The organism is Mycobacterium sp. IS-3022, from assembly GCF_001500065.1.
In the GTDB taxonomy this organism is placed as follows: domain Bacteria; phylum Actinomycetota; class Actinomycetes; order Mycobacteriales; family Mycobacteriaceae; genus Mycobacterium.
In genome coordinates this window covers 96958-113767 of record NZ_LQIN01000050.1, presented here as the reverse complement: position 1 = coordinate 113767, position 16810 = coordinate 96958, and the positions used below count along the sequence as shown (strand labels likewise).

14 protein-coding genes and 2 riboswitches are annotated in these 16810 nt (G+C 68.1%); of the genes, 2 read left to right on the top strand and 12 right to left on the bottom strand.

Translation table 11 applies throughout. The annotated features are described in order from the left end of the window. Positions 1 to 20: 20 nt before the first annotated feature. Both AU188_RS23235 and AU188_RS23230 read left to right on the top strand, forming a co-directional pair. Entirely contained in the window at positions 21 to 2234 is a 2214-nt protein-coding gene (locus AU188_RS23235; protein WP_059165935.1) for a malate synthase G, read from the top strand. Positions 2235 to 2270: 36 nt separating this feature from the next. Beyond that, complete coding sequence (locus tag AU188_RS23230; RefSeq protein ID WP_059165827.1) at positions 2271 to 4325, top strand: vWA domain-containing protein; 2055 nt, start codon at positions 2271 to 2273, stop codon at positions 4323 to 4325. Positions 4326 to 4371: 46 nt separating this feature from the next. Here AU188_RS23230 and gcvP read toward each other — a convergent pair whose 3' ends face one another. The 12 genes from gcvP to AU188_RS23170 all read right to left on the bottom strand — a co-directional run bounded on the left by gcvP (position 4372) and on the right by AU188_RS23170 (position 16789). Further along, on the bottom strand, positions 4372 to 7239 hold the full coding sequence (gene gcvP, locus AU188_RS23225) for an aminomethyl-transferring glycine dehydrogenase (RefSeq protein WP_172799579.1): 2868 nt from the start codon (positions 7237 to 7239) through the stop codon (positions 4372 to 4374). A gap of 17 nt (positions 7240 to 7256) precedes the next feature. After that, positions 7257 to 7402, bottom strand: a riboswitch (glycine riboswitch). Then, a riboswitch (glycine riboswitch) is annotated at positions 7403 to 7500 on the bottom strand. A gap of 134 nt (positions 7501 to 7634) precedes the next feature. Continuing rightward, positions 7635 to 8270: a MerR family transcriptional regulator gene (locus AU188_RS23220; protein WP_059165826.1), complete on the bottom strand. Its 636-nt coding sequence runs from the start codon at positions 8268 to 8270 to the stop codon at positions 7635 to 7637. Positions 8271 to 8495: 225 nt separating this feature from the next. Then, a complete protein-coding gene (locus tag AU188_RS23215; protein WP_059098552.1) occupies positions 8496 to 8990 on the bottom strand; it encodes a bifunctional nuclease family protein in 495 nt (164 codons plus the stop codon). Positions 8991 to 9050: 60 nt separating this feature from the next. Next, positions 9051 to 9785 carry a transcriptional regulator FtsR gene (gene ftsR / locus AU188_RS23210; RefSeq protein ID WP_059165825.1) on the bottom strand — a complete coding sequence of 245 codons (735 nt, stop codon included), beginning with the start codon at positions 9783 to 9785 and terminating at the stop codon, positions 9051 to 9053. Beyond that, the gene (gene garA, locus AU188_RS23205; protein ID WP_059165824.1) at positions 9786 to 10265 is read right to left on the bottom strand and encodes a glycogen accumulation regulator GarA; all 480 of its coding nucleotides are present in this window, start codon (positions 10263 to 10265) and stop codon (positions 9786 to 9788) included. Between the two features lie 132 nt (positions 10266 to 10397). After that, the gene (gene gcvH, locus AU188_RS23200; RefSeq protein WP_059165823.1) at positions 10398 to 10793 is read right to left on the bottom strand and encodes a glycine cleavage system protein GcvH; all 396 of its coding nucleotides are present in this window, start codon (positions 10791 to 10793) and stop codon (positions 10398 to 10400) included. 45 nt (positions 10794 to 10838) lie between these two features. Further along, positions 10839 to 11651 carry a DUF881 domain-containing protein gene (locus tag AU188_RS23195; RefSeq protein ID WP_059165822.1) on the bottom strand — a complete coding sequence of 271 codons (813 nt, stop codon included), beginning with the start codon at positions 11649 to 11651 and terminating at the stop codon, positions 10839 to 10841. A 3-nt stretch (positions 11652 to 11654) separates the two neighbouring features. After that, complete coding sequence (locus AU188_RS23190) at positions 11655 to 11987, bottom strand: small basic family protein (protein WP_059098557.1); 333 nt, start codon at positions 11985 to 11987, stop codon at positions 11655 to 11657. Between the two features lie 22 nt (positions 11988 to 12009). Then, positions 12010 to 12924 (bottom strand): DUF881 domain-containing protein, encoded by a 915-nt coding sequence (locus AU188_RS23185; protein ID WP_059165821.1) that lies wholly within the window; start codon positions 12922 to 12924, stop codon positions 12010 to 12012. Positions 12925 to 12955: 31 nt separating this feature from the next. Beyond that, positions 12956 to 13576, bottom strand: coding sequence for a CDP-alcohol phosphatidyltransferase family protein (locus tag AU188_RS23180; protein ID WP_059165820.1), 621 nt, complete (start codon positions 13574 to 13576; stop codon positions 12956 to 12958). Positions 13577 to 13585: 9 nt separating this feature from the next. Further along, positions 13586 to 15910: an accessory Sec system translocase SecA2 gene (gene secA2 / locus AU188_RS23175; protein ID WP_059165819.1), complete on the bottom strand. Its 2325-nt coding sequence runs from the start codon at positions 15908 to 15910 to the stop codon at positions 13586 to 13588. A 48-nt stretch (positions 15911 to 15958) separates the two neighbouring features. Next, positions 15959 to 16789, bottom strand: coding sequence for a GNAT family N-acetyltransferase (locus AU188_RS23170; RefSeq protein ID WP_059165818.1), 831 nt, complete (start codon positions 16787 to 16789; stop codon positions 15959 to 15961). Positions 16790 to 16810 lie beyond the last annotated feature (21 nt).

The window sequence follows — 16810 nt, the reverse complement described above, 5'->3', positions numbered from 1 at the left end:
GACAGCTTGAGGGAGGAATGATGACCGATCGCGTGACGGTTGGGAACCTGCGCGTGGCCCAGGTGTTGTACGACTTCGTCAACAACGAGGCGCTGCCGGGCACCGATATCGACCCCGACACCTTCTGGTCCGGGGTGGACAAGGTCGTCGCCGACCTGACGCCGAAGAACGACGAGCTGCTCGCCCGGCGGGACGAGCTGCAGGCCCGGATCGACAAATGGCACCGGCAGCGGGTGATCGAGCCGCTCGACCCCGACGCGTACAAGGCGTTCCTCACCGAGATCGGGTACCTGCTGCCCGAGCCCGACGACTTCACCATCACCACCGCGGGCGTCGACGACGAGATCACCACGACCGCCGGTCCTCAGCTGGTGGTGCCGATCCTCAACGCCCGCTTCGCGCTGAACGCCGCGAACGCCCGGTGGGGCTCGCTCTACGACGCGCTCTACGGCACCGACGTGATCCCAGAGGACGACGGCGCCGAGAAGGGCGGCAGCTACAACAAAATTCGCGGCGACAAGGTCATCGCCTATGCCCGCCGCTTCCTCGACGGTGCCGTGCCGCTGGCGTCCGGCTCCTGGAGTGAGGCCACCGGGCTGAAGATCGACGACGGTCAGCTGCTCGTCGATCTGGGCGACGGGAACTCGGTCGGACTCGCAACGCCCGAGCAGTTCGTCGGCTACACCGGCGAGCTGGGCTCCCCGCAGTGGTCGGTCCTGTTGCGCAACAACGGCCTGCACATCGAGGTTCTCGTCGACCCCCGGTCGCCCGTCGGCTCCACCGACGCCGCAGGCATCAAGGACGTGGTGCTGGAGTCGGCGGTCACCACGATCATGGACTTCGAGGACTCGGTGGCCGCCGTCGACGCCGATGACAAGGTGCTCGGCTACCGCAACTGGCTCGGGCTCAACCGCGGCGACCTCACCGAAGAGGTGAGCAAAGGCGGTGAGACGTTCACCCGCAAGCTCAACGAGGACCGCACCTACACCACCCCGGATGGCGGCGAGTTGACGCTGCCCGGTCGAAGCCTGCTGTTCGTGCGCAACGTCGGTCACCTGATGACCAACGACGCGATCCTCATGAAGGCGAACGGCGCCGACGGGGAGCAATACCAGGAGGTGTTCGAAGGTATCCAGGACGCGCTGTTCACCAGCCTGATCGCGATGCACGGATTGAAGGCCGACGACGACAACGGGCCGCTGGTCAACAGCCGGACCGGCTCGGTGTACATCGTCAAGCCGAAGATGCACGGCCCGGACGAGGTGGCCTACACCGTCGAGCTGTTCAGCCGCGTCGAGGACGTGCTCGGATTGCCGGCCAACACGCTCAAGATCGGCATCATGGACGAGGAGCGGCGCACCACAGTCAACCTGAAGGCGTGCATCAAGGCGGCCGCAGACCGGGTGGTCTTCATCAACACCGGTTTCCTCGACCGCACCGGCGACGAGATCCACACCTCGATGGAGGCGGGTCCGATGATCCGCAAGGGCGCGATGAAGAGCACCCAGTGGATCCAGGCGTACGAGGACCAGAACGTCGACCTCGGCCTCGCGACCGGCTTCTCCGGCAGGGCCCAGATCGGCAAGGGCATGTGGGCGATGACGGACCTGATGGCCGACATGGTCGAGCAGAAGATCGGCCAGCCCAAGGCAGGGGCCACCACCGCGTGGGTCCCCTCGCCGACCGCGGCCACCCTGCACGCCATGCACTACCACGAAGTCGACGTCTACGCGGTGCACAAGGAGCTCGAGGGCAAGAAGCGCACCAGCATCGACCAGCTGCTGACCGTGCCGCTGGCCAAGGAGCTGGCCTGGGCGCCGGAGGAGATCCGCGAGGAGGTCGACAACAACTGCCAGTCGATCCTCGGCTACGTGGTGCGCTGGATCGACGCCGGGGTCGGTTGCTCGAAGGTGCCCGACATCCACAACGTTGCGCTGATGGAAGACCGCGCCACACTTAGGATTTCGAGCCAGCTGCTGGCGAACTGGCTGCGCCACGGCGTCATCACGCCCGACGACGTGGTCGCCAGCCTCAAGCGGATGGCAGCCGTCGTCGACAAGCAGAATGAGCAGGATCCCGAATTCAAGCCGATGGCAACGGATCCGGACCACAGCATCGCGTTCCAGGCCGCGCAGGAGCTGATCCTGTCCGGCGCCGAGCAGCCGAATGGCTACACCGAACCGATCCTGCATCGCCGGCGGCGCGAATATAAGGCCGCAAGCGACGGTGCGTGATCCGGTGACTGGTCGACGTCGCGGGTAAGGGCGGAAGTGGGCAGGCACAGCAAACCGGATCCCGAAGATTCGGCAGGTGAGGACCGACACGACGAGTCCCGGACCGAGCGATTCGACCGGTTCGGCGGGATCGAACCCGAACGCGGTGCGGGCTATTTCGGGGGATTCGGTTATCCCGACGATCGTCCCGAGCACTCGGATGACCACCCGGACGACTACTCGGATCACTACGAGGACTACGAGGACGACGGCGGATCCGAGTATCCCGAGTCGCAGAGCGGCAGCGGATCGACTCCCCCACCGGGCATTCCGCCCAGGTCGGGTCCGCAGCACAGCGGCGACTGGGAGGGCGGTGAATGGACCGGCAGCCATCGCGCGGTGACCGCCGGCAGGCGCGGCGTCAGCGTCGGCGTCATCGCCGCGCTCGTCGCCGTCGTGGTCGCCGTCGGCGCGGTCATCCTGTGGCGTTTCTTCGGGGACGCGTTGTCCGACCGCAGCGATCAGGCCGCTGCGCGCTGCGTGGACGGCGAACTGGCCGTCGCGGTGGTCGCCGACCCGGCCATCGCCGCGCACATCCAGACACTGGCCGACCGCTACAACGAAACCGCTGCCCCGGTCGCCGACCGGTGCGTCAAGATCGGCGTCAAACCGGCCGAATCCGACCAGGTGGTCAACGGGTTCATCGGTTCCTGGCCCGCCGAGCTCGGCGATCGGCCGGCCCTGTGGATCCCCGGAAGCTCGGTGTCCGCCGCCCGACTCGAGGCTTCCGCGGGCGCCCAGACGATCATCGACAGCCGCTCGCTGGTCACCTCGCCGGTGCTGCTGGCCGTGCGGCCGCAACTCAAAGGCGCTCTCGCACAGCAGAACTGGTCGACGCTGCCGCGGCTGCAGGCCAGCCCGGCGTCGTTGGAGCAGTTGAACCTCCCAGGCTGGGGTTCCCTTCGCCTGTCGCTGCCGCTCAGCGGCGACAGCGATGCGTCGTATCTGGCCGCCGAGGCGGTCGCCGCGGCCTCGGCGCCGGCCGGTGCGCCGCCGAGCGACGGCACGCGAGCGGTGAACACGCTGGTGGCCAATCAGCCGAAGCTGGCGGACAAGAAGGCCTCGACTGCGATGGACGCGCTGCTCAACGCGGCTGATCCGGCCACCGCGCCGGTGCACGCCGTCGTCACCACCGAACAGCAGCTGTACCAGCGCAGCGCCGGGTTGCCGGACGCGGGCAGGACAGTTGCCTCGTGGCTGCCGCCCGGCCCACCGGCCGTCGCCGATTTCCCGACCGTGCTACTGGAAGGCGACTGGCTGTCGCAGGAACAGAAGAGCGCGGCCAGCGAATTCGCCCGGTTCATGCGCAAACCCGAGCAGCTCACCGAACTCTCCGAAGCCGGTTTCCGCGCCGAGGGTGCCACCCCGCCGGACAGCGACGTCGTCGAGTTCGCTCCGCTGCCGGCCCCGCTGTCGGTCGGCGACAACGAGATGCGGGCGACGCTTGCCAACGCGCTGACGGCACCGGCGGCGAACCCGGCCGTGACGATCATGCTCGACCAGTCGATGCCCGCCGACGAGGGCGGCCAGTCCCGGCTCGAGAACGTGGTCGGCGCGCTGACCGCCCGGCTGCAGGCGCTGCCGGCATCGGCGGCAGTGGGCCTGTGGACCTTCGACGGAACCGAGGGCCGCTCGGAAGTGAGCACCGGGCCGTTGTCCGATCAGGTCAACGGCGCCCCGCGGTCGGCGGCCCTCACCTCGGCGCTGGACGAGCAGTCCGCATCGGGCGGCGGCGCGGTGTCGTTCACCACGCTGCGCCTGGTCTACACCGAAGCGATGGCGAATTTCCGCCAGGGCCAAGAGAACTCGATCCTGGTGATCACGACGGGCCCGCACACCGACCAGAGCCTGAACGGCGATGGTCTGCAGGCCTACATCCGCGGCGCATTCGACCCGGCGCGGCCGGTAGCCGTCAATGTGATCGACTTCGGCTCAGACTCCGATCGCGAAACCTGGCAGGCCGTCGCCGAGGCCAGCGGCGGCAACTACCAGAATCTGACGAGTTCGGCGGGTCCCGAACTCACCGAGGCGATCGCCAACTTCTTGGGCTAGGTTTGCGCCGAACGTGCATCGAGCCCACGCTCGGCGGACCGGGGATCTAGGCGAAGGCCTCCACGGGCGGGCACGAGCACACCAGGTTGCGGTCGCCGTACGCCCCATCGATGCGCCGCACCGGTGGCCACACCTTCGCCCGGAAGTTCCTGCCGAGCGGATAGGCGGCCTGCTCGCGGGTGTAGGGATGATCCCACTCGGCCACCAGCAGGGACTCCGCGGTGTGCGGCGCATTACGCAGCGGATTGTCGTCGACGGGCCACTCGCCCGAGCCGACCTGGTCGATTTCGGCGCGGATGGCGATCATCGCCTCGCAGAACGCGTCGACCTCGGCCAGGCTCTCGCTCTCGGTAGGCTCGACCATCAGCGTGCCCGCGACCGGGAAGCTCATGGTTGGAGCGTGGAAACCGTAGTCCGCCAACCGTTTCGCGACATCGTCGACGGTCACCCCGGTCTGCTTGGTGATCGCGCGCAGGTCCAGGATGCACTCGTGGGCGACCATCCCGTTCTCGCCGGTGTAGAGCACCGGGTAGTACTCATCGAGGCGACGGGCGATGTAGTTGGCCGACGCGATCGCGGTCAGCGACGCCGCACGCAGCCCACCGGCCCCCATCATCCGGATGTAGGCCCACGTGATCGGCAGGATCGACGCCGACCCGTACGGCGCCGCCGACACCGCGTGCTTGCCCGCGAGTTCGCCGGCCAGCGGATGACCGGGCAGGTAGCGCGCGAGGTGTTCGCGCACCGCGACCGGGCCCACCCCGGGACCGCCGCCACCGTGCGGGATGCAGAACGTCTTGTGCAGGTTGAGGTGGCTGACGTCGCCGCCGAAGCGGCCGGGCCGGGCGAGGCCGACGAGCGCGTTGAGGTTGGCGCCGTCGACGTACACCTGCCCGCCGACGTCGTGTACGGCCGCACAGATGTCGGCGATGTCGTGTTCGTAGACGCCGTGGGTGGACGGGTAAGTGATCATCAATGCCGACAACCGATCGGCGTGCTCGGCGACCTTCGCCCGCAGGTCGTCGAGATCGACGTCACCGTTCGGCCGGCACGCCACCACCACGACCCGCATCCCGGCCAGGGCTGCCGATGCCGCATTGGTGCCGTGCGCACTCGACGGGATCAGGCAGACGTCGCGGTCCGGTTGACCGCGTTCGGCATGGTAAGCCTGGATCGCCAGCAGACCCGCGTATTCGCCCTGCGAGCCGGCGTTGGGCTGCAGCGACACCGCGTCATAGCCGGTGATGTCGGTCAGCCACTTCTCCAGATCGGCGATCAGCTTGCGCAACCCGGGGGTGTCCGAGGCCGGCGCGAACGGGTGTTGGCGGCCGAACTCCGGCCAGGTGATCGGCTCCATCTCGGCGGCCGCGTTGAGCTTCATCGTGCACGAACCGAGCGGAATCATGCTGCGGTCCAAGGCAATATCCTTGTCGGCCAGCGACCGCAGGTATCGCATCATCTCGGTTTCGGTGCGGTACCGCGTGAACGCCGGGTGGGTGAGGAACTCCGAGGTCCGCGTCGTGATGCGCGGTCCGTCGAACGCCGAGTCCACCGGTGCCGCGCCGAACGCGGCCAGCACCGCCGCCATGTGGGCCTCGGTGGTGGCTTCGTCGCACGAGACGGACACGTGATCGTCGTCGACCAGCCAGACGTTGATCCCGCGCGCCTTCGCGGCGTCACGCACCGCGCCCGCCCGCCCGGGCACTCGAGCCAGCACCGTATCGAAGAACGCGCGGTGCACGACGTCCACACCGGCCGCCGACAGGCCGGCGGCCAAGGCTCGGGCCCGCTCGTGCACGCGGGTGGCGATCCCGGTCAGTCCGTCTGCGCCGTGATAGCTGGCATACATCGCCGCCATCACCGCCAACAACACCTGCGCGGTGCAGATGTTGCTGGTCGCCTTGTCGCGACGGATGTGTTGTTCGCGGGTCTGTAACGCCAAGCGGTAGGCCGGCGACCCATCCGCATCTACGGAAACCCCGACCAGGCGCCCGGGCAGTTGCCGGGCGTGCTTGGCGTGCACGGCCAGGTAACCGGCGTGGGGTCCGCCGAATCCCATTGGCACGCCGAACCTTTGGGTGCTGCCGAAAGCGACGTCGGCGCCGACTTCGCCGGGCGGGGTGATCAACGTCAGCGCCAGCAGGTCGGCGCCGACGGCGACCAGGGCGCCGCGCTCGTGCGCCTGTGCGACCAGTGCGGTCCAGTCGTTGACGCATCCGCTGGCGCCGGGCAACTGCACGATGACGCCGAAGAAGTCGCCGTCGGGCAGGCCCCGCGTGAGGTCGGCGCTGACGATCTCGATGCCCAGCGGCTCCGCGCGGGTGGCCAGCACGGCGGCGGTCTGCCGGTACACGTCAGCGTCCACGGCCAGGCGGTGCGACGGGCCGCGCACGGCCCGGTGCATCAGGGTCATCGCCTCGGCGGCCGCCGTGCCCTCGTCGAGCATCGAGGCGTTGGCGACCTCGAGACCGGTCAAGTCGGTCACCATGGTCTGGAAGTTCAGCAGCGCCTCCAGGCGGCCCTGGCTGATCTCCGGCTGATACGGCGTGTACGCCGTGTACCAGGCGGGATTCTCAAGAATGTTGCGGCGCAACACCGGTGGCATCAGCGTGTCGAAATAGCCCTGCCCGATCATCGACACGGCCACCGTGTTCAGCGCGGCCAGCGAGCGCAGTTCGGCCAGCGCCTCCTCCTCGGTGGCGGGCGCGGGCAAGTGGTCCAGGCCGGGGGCAAGGCCGCCGGTGGACAGCGTGTCGAAGATGCCCGACGGCAGCGCCTTTTCGGCGAGTTCGTCGAGCGAACCCACACCGATGGTCTTCAGCATCGTCGCGACCGCATCGGCATCCGGGCCGATGTGGCGGTCGGCGAAGTTGGGCTGGTGGTGATCGAACACTGGGGGATGCTCCAGTCGCATAGAGAAACCGTGTGGGTTCCTCTCCCTCTGTCGTCGACCCGGACCGGGCGCCTGAGAGATTCGGCGCTTCCCGGCCCGCCGATTGCTGGCGGCGAGAAACGCCTTTCCCCATGGGCGGGTAAGCGCCCCATATCTGTGGGCTTACCGCTTTCCAGAGGCATCGGGGCCTGGCGCGGTCCGGGGGCCTGAGAGGTTGACGGAGAGGTGTTGCTCCTTCGGCGTCCGTGACTGGCGGTCACGGAACTCTCCCGCACCAGGGCGATGCACGGGCGATTCTACCGCTAGCCGCGCCCGCCTACACGCTCAGGTTTACGCCGAACAGACGCAGACTGTCCCCTTTGGGCCGCGAAACAGGGCAGTTTGCGTCTGTTCGCGAGAAAACGCGAGAGAACGGATCAGCCGATCTTGCGGTCGCGGTGCTTGCGCCGGGAGGCTAACTCATCCTCGGGCGCCGCGATCGACTCGCCGCCGTCGGCCCGCTCACCCGGGAAATCGGCGATCGCGCCGGTCAGCTCCCGCATGGCGCCCGACACCGCGATGCCGAACACGCCCTGGCCGCCCTGCAGCAGGTCGACCACCTCTTCGGCCGATGTGCACTCATACACCGTGGTGCCGTCGGAGAACAGCGTGATGTTGGCCAGATCGCGGACCCCGCGCTGGCGCAGGTGGTCGACGGCGACGCGGATGTTGTGCAGCGAGATGCCGGTGTCGAGCAGCCGCTTGACGATCTTGAGAACAAGGATGTCCTTGAACGAGTACAGCCGCTGGCTGCCCGAGCCGGCCGCGCCGCGGATCGACGGCACGACCAGCGACGTCCGCGCCCAGTAGTCCAGCTGCCGGTAGGTGATGCCCGCGATCTGGCAGGCGCTGGGTCCTCGATAGCCGACAAGCTCGTCGGGGACGGAGTCGTCGGGGAAGAGCCCCGCCTGCACGGGTTCTGATGTCGATTCCGAAGGTGCCGTCGATTCCGAATCCGCGGGGCCGCTAGCAGCAGTGAGATCCAGCTGCTCCTGACGTGGCGTGTCTCCCACTTCTCGATTCCTCTCGCCGATCGAACCCGCGTCTGTGACCTGCGTGGGCGCACATCCTGCCAAGCCCGAGTGTGTCGAGCATACGCTTTGCGCCGTGCCTTCGACTGCCCATCAGTGGTCCGGCCACCAAAGTATGGCTGCCCCGAACGTGGATCGGGAAAACGCGCGCCGCGTGTCGAAGCGACGAGACGTTTCCGTGACAAAAAGCCCAGGAAACCCCGCCGGCTAGGTCGCCTTGAAGTCGTCGGGCGAGACGCTGTCGAGGAACTCCTTGAATTTCTCCACCTCGTCCTCGCGCACCGCGCCCGCTGCCTCGTCGTCGTTCTCGTCGGGGATGATGAGGCCGGCCTCCGCGAGCACCGCCTCCTCGACGTAGATCGGCACCCCGACCCGCAGCGCGATCGCCACCGAGTCCGACGGCCGCGCCGAAACCTTGATGTCGCGGTCGAAGATCAGGTCGGCGTAGAAGGTGCCTTCCTGCAGGTCGACGATGCGTACCTCTTTGAGCGAATGACCAAGCGCGGCAATGACATCGCGGATCAGGTCGTGCGTCAGCGGCCGGGCCGGCTCGACTCCCTGCTGTTCGAGTGCGATCGCGGCCGCCTCTGACTGGCCGATCCAGATCGGCAGATACCGGTCGCCGTTGGACTCCCTCAGCAGCAGGACCGGCTGATTCTGAGGCTGCTCCACGCGAATGCCGACCACACGAACCTCACCCATCTGTGTCTGCCCTCCGCGCCGAAGAAGCCAGCCTGTTAGCCATCGCTTCGAGTCTAATCCTCAGCGATCCAGTACGTCGCGCACCGCCGACTTGATCAGGGACGTATGCAAGGTGATCGCCAGCGCCGCGACCTCACGCGCCAGGTCGTCGGCGCGGTCGCGGGCGCCGGCCTTGTTGGCCTTGACGATCGGTCCGGCGATCTGGGCGATCAGGTCGGACTGCCGGTCGGCCGCAGAGCGGAACGCCCGCAGATGCCGGGCCTCCACACCGTAGTCCGCCAGCGCGCGCGCACACTGTGCGATCACCACGGAATGCTCGTCGAAGAAGCCGCCGGGCCCGGTGGTGATGACCCCGGCCTTCACGAGCGCGCTCAGAAGTTCGTCGTCGACGCCCGAGCGGGCCAGCAGGTCCTCCCGCGAGAGCCGCACCTGCGTCGGCGCCACCGCCGACACCGCCCCGCCATCACCGTCGGCCGCTACCGGCACCAGACGCGGTACTCCGTAGGCGGTTCCGCTCTGGGGTAGCTCGCCGTCGGGCTGCGCGTCGAGCTGCGCCTTGATCACCTTCAACGGCAGGTACTGGTCACGCTGGGCGGTCAGGATGAATCGCAGGCGCGCGCAGTCGTAGGCGGTGAACCGCCGATAACCCGACGCGGTGCGCTCGGGGGTGACCAGGCCTTCGGACTCCAGGAACCGGATCTTGGAAATGGTCACGTCCGGGAAGTCCGGTCGCAGCAGATCGAGGACCGCTCCGATCGACATCCCAGTGAGCGCGGGAGTGTCGGGCGCGGTCACTTAGCTGCCCGGACCGCTGTCGTCGCTCTTGGGCCCGGTCAGAAACACCAGGCGGAATTTACCGATCTGCACCTCGTCACCGTTGGCGAGCACCGCGGAGTCCACGGGTTCGCGATTGACGTAGGTGCCGTTGAGGCTGCCGACGTCGACGACCTGGAACTCGCCGCCTTCGAGCCGGAACTCGGCGTGCCGGCGGCTCACCGTGACGTCGTCGAGGAAGATGTCGCTGTCCGGATGCCGGCCGGCCGACGTGGTGGGCTGGTCGAGCAGGAACCGGGAGCCCGCATTCGGCCCACGCTTGACGACCAGCAGCGCCGAGCCGGCAGGTAGACCTTCGACGCCTGAGACGGCGCCCTCGGTGCCCGCCGTCGCCGGGGCGTCCAGTTCGTTGAGGAAGTCGGCGCGGAAGACCGAAGTCGTTTCCACGGTGACTTCGTCAGACGTCTGGTCGGTCCCAGAATTCCGGTCGTTTTCCGTCACCCGCTGCTCCTAACTGGCTGCTGTGGCGATACCGCGTCTGATTTGACCGTACCGCGCAGTGGACGTGATTGTGCCCACCACCGCCGGATCGGCCCCTAGTTGGCGTCCGGTGTGCAGAACCCTAACAACCCGTCATTCCGTCACCGTGCTGCGGTAGCCGTCGGCATCAAGGAGCCCGCCAAGCGCGTCCGCCAATGCGGCGGCGTCGGTCTGCAACTCGACCAGCCAACCTTCGCCGTAGGGGTCGGAGTTGACCAGCTGCGGGTTACCCTCCAGATCACCGTTGACCGCAACCACTTTGGCGGTGACCGGGGCGTAGAGGTCCGACACCGACTTGGTGGACTCCACCTCGCCGAACGACTCGCCGGCGGTCACCTCGGTGCCGACGTCGGGCAGCTGGACGAACACCACGTCCCCCAGCGCCGACTGGGCATAGTCCGTGATGCCGACCCGCACGGTGTCGTCGCCGGTGCGCAGCACCCACTCGTGTTCCTCGGTGTAGTGCAGGTCGGCTGGGATTTCGCTCACGGCGCTCCTCGTTCTTAAGCGTTCGGCTTGGTTGGCCACTGACCCTCATTTGACTGGCTGAGCGTATTGGCGCTGTTTCGGTTGCCGCAAGGCGGTCACATCGACCCGGTCGGACTGTTGCACCGTCATGGTGCCGCCGACGCGTTTGACGCTGTCCATGGCGCCGCCGGGGATGGTCATCGCGGCGGCCAGGGTGGGTGGATCGCCAATGGCCAGAACGGAATACGGCGGTTTCATCGGCGTGTTGTCGACCACCAGGGCACCGGGGTCGCCGACCACCCAGGTGTCGACGCCGACGCGCACCGAGGTCTGTTGGCCGGGTCCCCCGCCGCGGATCTCCATCGCCTCGGCGCCGGCGTTGCGGAGCTCGTTGATCACGTCGAGCATTGTTTCGGCAGGGACGCCGGGCGCGGTGTCGGTGATGGTCAGCGTGACGCCGGGCCCGGTCGCGGGCACGGTGCCGATCAGGATGGAAAGTGCGGCCAGCCGGGCCTGCGCGTTCTCGATCGCCGCCTGGTCGCTGCTGCCGGACGCCTGCAGCTGCGTCAGTGTGCGCTGCAGGTCGCTCACCTCGGTGTTGAGTGCCGCCTCCCGCTGCTGGAGCGAATCGAGCAGCACCAACAGGTCGGCGGGCCGGGCGGTCTCCAGAGCATCGCCGGACTCGTTCTGCCGCACCTGGGTGACGATCGCCACGCCGAGCACGACACAGAGCAGCACCGCCAACGCCCGAAAGATCAGCTGAGACCGGGGACGCCGCCCTCCGCGCAATTCGTCGAGGTCGGGTGCGGGCGCATCGGGCGGCAACTCGTGGCGGCCGTGCTGCTCCGGCTGCTCGTGCTGCGGGGTGTGCTCACTCATGCGTCACGCGCCGAACAGCCTGCGCCGCAAGGCGGCTGCGTTTCCGAAGATCCGGATTCCGAGCACGACGATGATCGCCGTCGACAGCTGGGTACCGACGCCCAGCTGGTCACCGACATAGACAATCAGCGCGGCGACCAACACGTTGAACACGAACGACACCACGAACACCTTCGAGTCGAAGATGCGCTCCAGATACGCGCGCAGCCCGCCGAAGACGGCGTCGAGCGCGGCGACGACCGCGATCGGCAGATACGGCTGGACGAAGTCGGGAACGTCGGGGCGGAAGACCAGCCCGAGCACGATGCCGACGACCAGTGCGGCGATTCCGATCATGTGTCTGACTTCATCTCTGTGTCTACGACCCAATCTCCTTGGCGAAGTTGATTTCTCGGACGGAGGCGGCGGGCAGTTCGAGCCCGTCGCCGGTGCTTACGCTGACTCCGACGCCGTAGGAGACCTCCAACAGTCGAAGTCGTTGCAGGCCGGGGCTGCGGTCGAACACGTCCTGCATCGCGTGTGGCGGTCCGATCGCGAGGACGACGTATGGGCTGCTGATCGGTTGATTGTCGACCAGGATGCCGCCGCCCGCCTGTCGGACCGTCACATTGGGTCCGATCCGCACACCGCCCACCGACAGGGCTTCGGCGCCGCTGACCCACAGCGAGTTGACGACGAGCTGAAGATCGCGGTCCAGGATCACCTGCCGGCTGCCCGGCACCCGCTCCTTCGACACGTCGCTGAGGTCCGCGGATACGCCCGGGTCGGTGACGGTGATCGTCAGGCCGGGGCCGATGACCGGTGTGGCCGCCGCAGCGAAGTTCGCCCCGTCGAGTCGTTCCAGCAGCTGCTGGCCGCGTGCATCGCCTTCGAGGCGGTTGCGACGTTCGTCGTCCACCTCGGCGGCCAGCGTGTCCCTGCGGGCCGCCACCGCCGCGGTGTCGGCTTCGGCCGTCCGCACGCTGCCCGCGAGCACCTGTTGCGTCTCGCGGACGCCCGGGGCGGTCGCGCGAGCCTGGGCCATCGCAACCGCGAACACCACCACCAGCAGCAGCGCACCGGCCACCTGCCAGATCCACGTCTGCCACCGGGGCCGCACCTGACCGGCGGCTTTGGCCTCGGCCGCCGCCGCATACCCGGGGTCGAGGTGATCGGTCAGCAACGACCGCAGCAGCGACGGGACCGGGATCAGCGTCGGCCGGTCCGCCTCGTGGGCGTTGCGGCCCGCTTGCGGGTCGTAGCCGCCGAGCGTTCTGCGGAAGCTTTGCGTCATCGGGCGTCCCGGCTCGTCGCGCGCGCGTTCATCACGTCACCTTCGGCAGCTGTCGCACCACCATGCCCACCTGGATCAGGTACAGCAGACCGGACCACAGGTACATCACCAGGCCCCAGATCAGGAAGGCCCAGCCGATGGCCAGCACCACCCGGCTCCAGGTCGCGTCCCACTGCCCCAACAGGATCAGCGGCAGCCCGGACATCAACGCGAACGTGGCGGCCTTGCCGATGTAGGTGACCGGCAGCGCGGTCAGGCCGCGGCTGCGGAGCAACGGCAGCGTCGTGGCCAGCACGGCATCGCGGCCGATCAAGGTGAGCACGATCCACCACGGCAGTGAGCCCTGAATCGCCATGGCGATCGGGACCACGAGCATGTAGATGCGGTCGACGGCCGGGTCGAGCAACTCCCCCAGCCGCGACGACTGGTTGTCGACCAGCCGCGCGATCTTGCCGTCGGCCCAGTCGGAGAACCCACTGAACATCAGCACCGCCACCGCCCAGGCGTTGGCGTGCACGACCAGCAGCAGCCAGAGGAAGACCGGCACCAACACCAGGCGCAGCACACTGAGCACGTTGGGCACCGTGAGCACCCGGTCGCGGGCCTGACCCGCCTCGTCCGGCGAGGGCGCTTGGCGATGCGCCTCGGTCATGGACTCAACCTAGCGGAACACACCCGGCAGGCTCAGCGCCGACAGCGAGTCGTCGGCGAGCGGATTGTCGTGCACCATGTAGGTCCACGTCGAGGTCGGGCGGGCCAGTTTGGAAAGGTCGACGCCGGGTTCGTCCTCGATCGACGGCGCGGTCTCGAATGTCTGCTGGGCCGCTTCGATCGCATCGGCGGCCAGCGAGGCGAACGCGTCGACTGCCATCCGGTGGAACTCGTCGATCGGCGTCTGGTTGCCCAGCGCTCTCAGGTGGATGCTCTCCCGGATGTCGGCCAGATACGCCAGGTGGTCGGTCCACCCCCGGTCGAGGTGGTACAGCATGATCAGCCGGCAGATCTCCTCCAGCTTTTCCTCGCCGAGCCGCTCGAGAACCTCCTCGTAGCGTTTCGGCGACAGGTCGGCGAGTTCCTCACGCGCGGTCGCCGTGCGCAGCAACGTGTTTCGGCGTTCGACGATGATCGCGCGCTGCTGGGCGATCAGCTGGTTGTAGCGCCAGTTGTTGGCGTGGATGTCGAGCATCCGGCCTTCGGCGACGCGCTGCGCGTGATCCAGCAGGGTGGCCGCCTTGGGGCTCACGACACGGCCGTCCTCGTCGCTGTCCATCGGAAGCTTGTTCGGTTCCAGATGCGCCACCACCACGTCGTCTTCCCAACTGGAGAAGAACACCGACGAGCCGGGGTCGCCCTGGCGCCCGGCGCGACCGCGCAGCTGGTTGTCGAGCCGCTCGGTGTGGTGCCGGCCGGTGCCGATGACGTGCAGCCCGCCGAGCTCGGCGACCTCATCGTGGTCGGCCTCGTCGGAGCCGCCGAGGCGGATATCTGTGCCGCGGCCGGCCATCTGGGTGGACACCGTGATGCTGCCGAGCTTGCCGGCTTCGGCGATCACCGCGGCCTCCTCGGCGTCGTTCTTGGCGTTGAGCACCACCGCCGGGACACCGGCCTTCACCAGCTTCTCGTGCAGCTCTTCAGACTCGGCCACGTCGCGGGTGCCGACGAGCACCGGTTGCCGGGTCTCGTGGATCTCCTTGATGTGCTCGACGATCGCGTCGTTCTTGGCCGCCGCGGTGACGTACACGCGGTCGGTTTCGTCCTGGCGGATGTTCGGCTTGTTGGGGTCGATCGGCGAGACGCCGAGCTTGTAGAACTGGCGCAGCTGCTCGCCTGCGGCCAGCGCGGTGCCGGTCATGCCGCACACGGTCTGGTACCGGTTGACCAGCGCCTGCACCGTGATGGTGTCGAGCACCTCACCGGTCTCGGTCGTCTCGATGCCCTCCTTCGCCTCGACCGCGGCCTGCAGACCGTCGGGCCAGCGCTGCAGCTGGGCGATCCGGCCGCGGGAGGCGTTGATCAAGTGCACGGCGTCGTCGCGGACGATGTAGTGCACATCGCGTTGCAGCAGCACGTGCGCGTGCAGTGCGACGTTGATCTCGGTGAGTGTGGTGGCGACGTGCTCCTCGGAGTACAGGTCGATGCCGCCGAGCTTGGCTTCCATCTTCTGCGCGCCGATCTCGGTGAGATGCACGTTGCGGCTGTCGGTGTCGGTGTCGTAGTCGACGCCGGGCGTGAGTTCGCCGACCATCCGGATGATTTCGACCTTCGGGGTCTCGCGGTGGCTGGTGCCCGCGAGGACCAGCGGCACCAGCGCTTCGTCGACGAGCACGGAGTCGGCCTCGTCGATCAGCGCGACGTCGGGGTTCGGTGAGACGAGGGCGGCAACGTCGGTGACCAGCTGATCGCGCAGCACGTCGAAGCCGATCTCGTTGACCGAGGCGTAGGTGATGTCGCACTTGTAGGCGGCGCGGCGCTCGTCGGCCGTCGAGCTCTCGGTGATCCAACCGACGGTCAGTCCCAGCGCCTCCAGCAGAGGGCCCATCCACTCGGCGTCGCGCCGCGCCAGGTAGTCGTTGATGGTGATGACGTGCACGCGCCGGCCGCCCAGCGCATAGCCGGCCGCCGCGATCGCACCCGACAGGGTCTTACCTTCACCGGTGGCCATCTCGACCACGTCGCCGGCGAGCATCCGCAGTGCGCCCAGGAGCTGCACATCAAAAGGACGCAGCAGGGTCGCCCTTTCGGCGGCTTCCCTGGCGATCGCCAGGAACTGCGGAATGTCGGTGGACTCGGCGAGGTCGTCGAGGTTCAGCAACTTGGCGGCCTTGCGCAGTTGCTCGTCGTCGAGTGCCGCGGCCTTCTCCTCGAACTCCGCCGAGCTGCGCACCTGGTCCATCGACTGGGCCTGGTCGCGGTCGGTGCTGGCGCCGAGCAGCCGCCAGAATCTGCTGCTGACACGACCTGAATTGCGGGTCTTCGTCTTCGCCACACCGCTACCGTACGCGGCCGCCCGGGCAGCAGGCGCGCGCTGTCGCGCTCAATGGAGTGTGCGGAAATCGATGCGCACGGAGTCGGACACCGCCTCGAACCCGACCTTCTGGTAGATCGCGTTCGATGTCGGATTGGCCAGGTCCGTGAACAGCACGACGCCGGCGTCGCCGCGATCCAGCGCGGCCCGCGCGGCCGCGGCGGTGACCGCCGAGCCGTAGCCGTGTGCGCGGCGGGTCGCGGGTGTGAAGACGGGACCGATGCGCGAGACCCCGGCCGCGGCCGAGCGCAGCAGCGCCATGCTCACCGGCGTGCCGTCGACGTCCCACAGCACGAAGCGGTCACCCCGGCCCGTCGCGGCGTCGACGAACTCGCCGCCCGCTGTGTCGGGATGCCCGGGTGTCTCGGCGAAGAACATCTGCACCCAATCGGCCAGCACCGGGCGATCCCGGTCCGTCGCGATGCGAGCCGAACCCGCGACACCTGCCGGCGGCTTCAACGTCCCGAGCCGGTACAGCCGCTCCTCGAGCGTGACGACGGCTACTCGACCCGTGCTTTCACTCCAGGCGTCGGCGAACGCGGTAGCGGCGTGGCGAGCACCGCGCACACCGGTCAGGCCGGGACGCCTACCCGCGACCTCGCGGGCGACGCCATCGATGTGCTCGACGGGAATACCGTTGCACGCCAAAGGGTATGGCGGTGTCTGCAGCGCCACGCCGACGATGTCCGAGTCCCGCCACAGTGACAGCAGCAGCGCGTCGTCCGGCAGCGCGGCCCGTAGGACGGTCAACTCGATCGTGTTGGCGATCGGGTCACGGCGATAGACCGGTTCGGCGACCGCCAGGAATTCGTCGGCGGAGCCGTGAAAGCGCACCTCCATCACTCCAGCATGGGCGCGAAA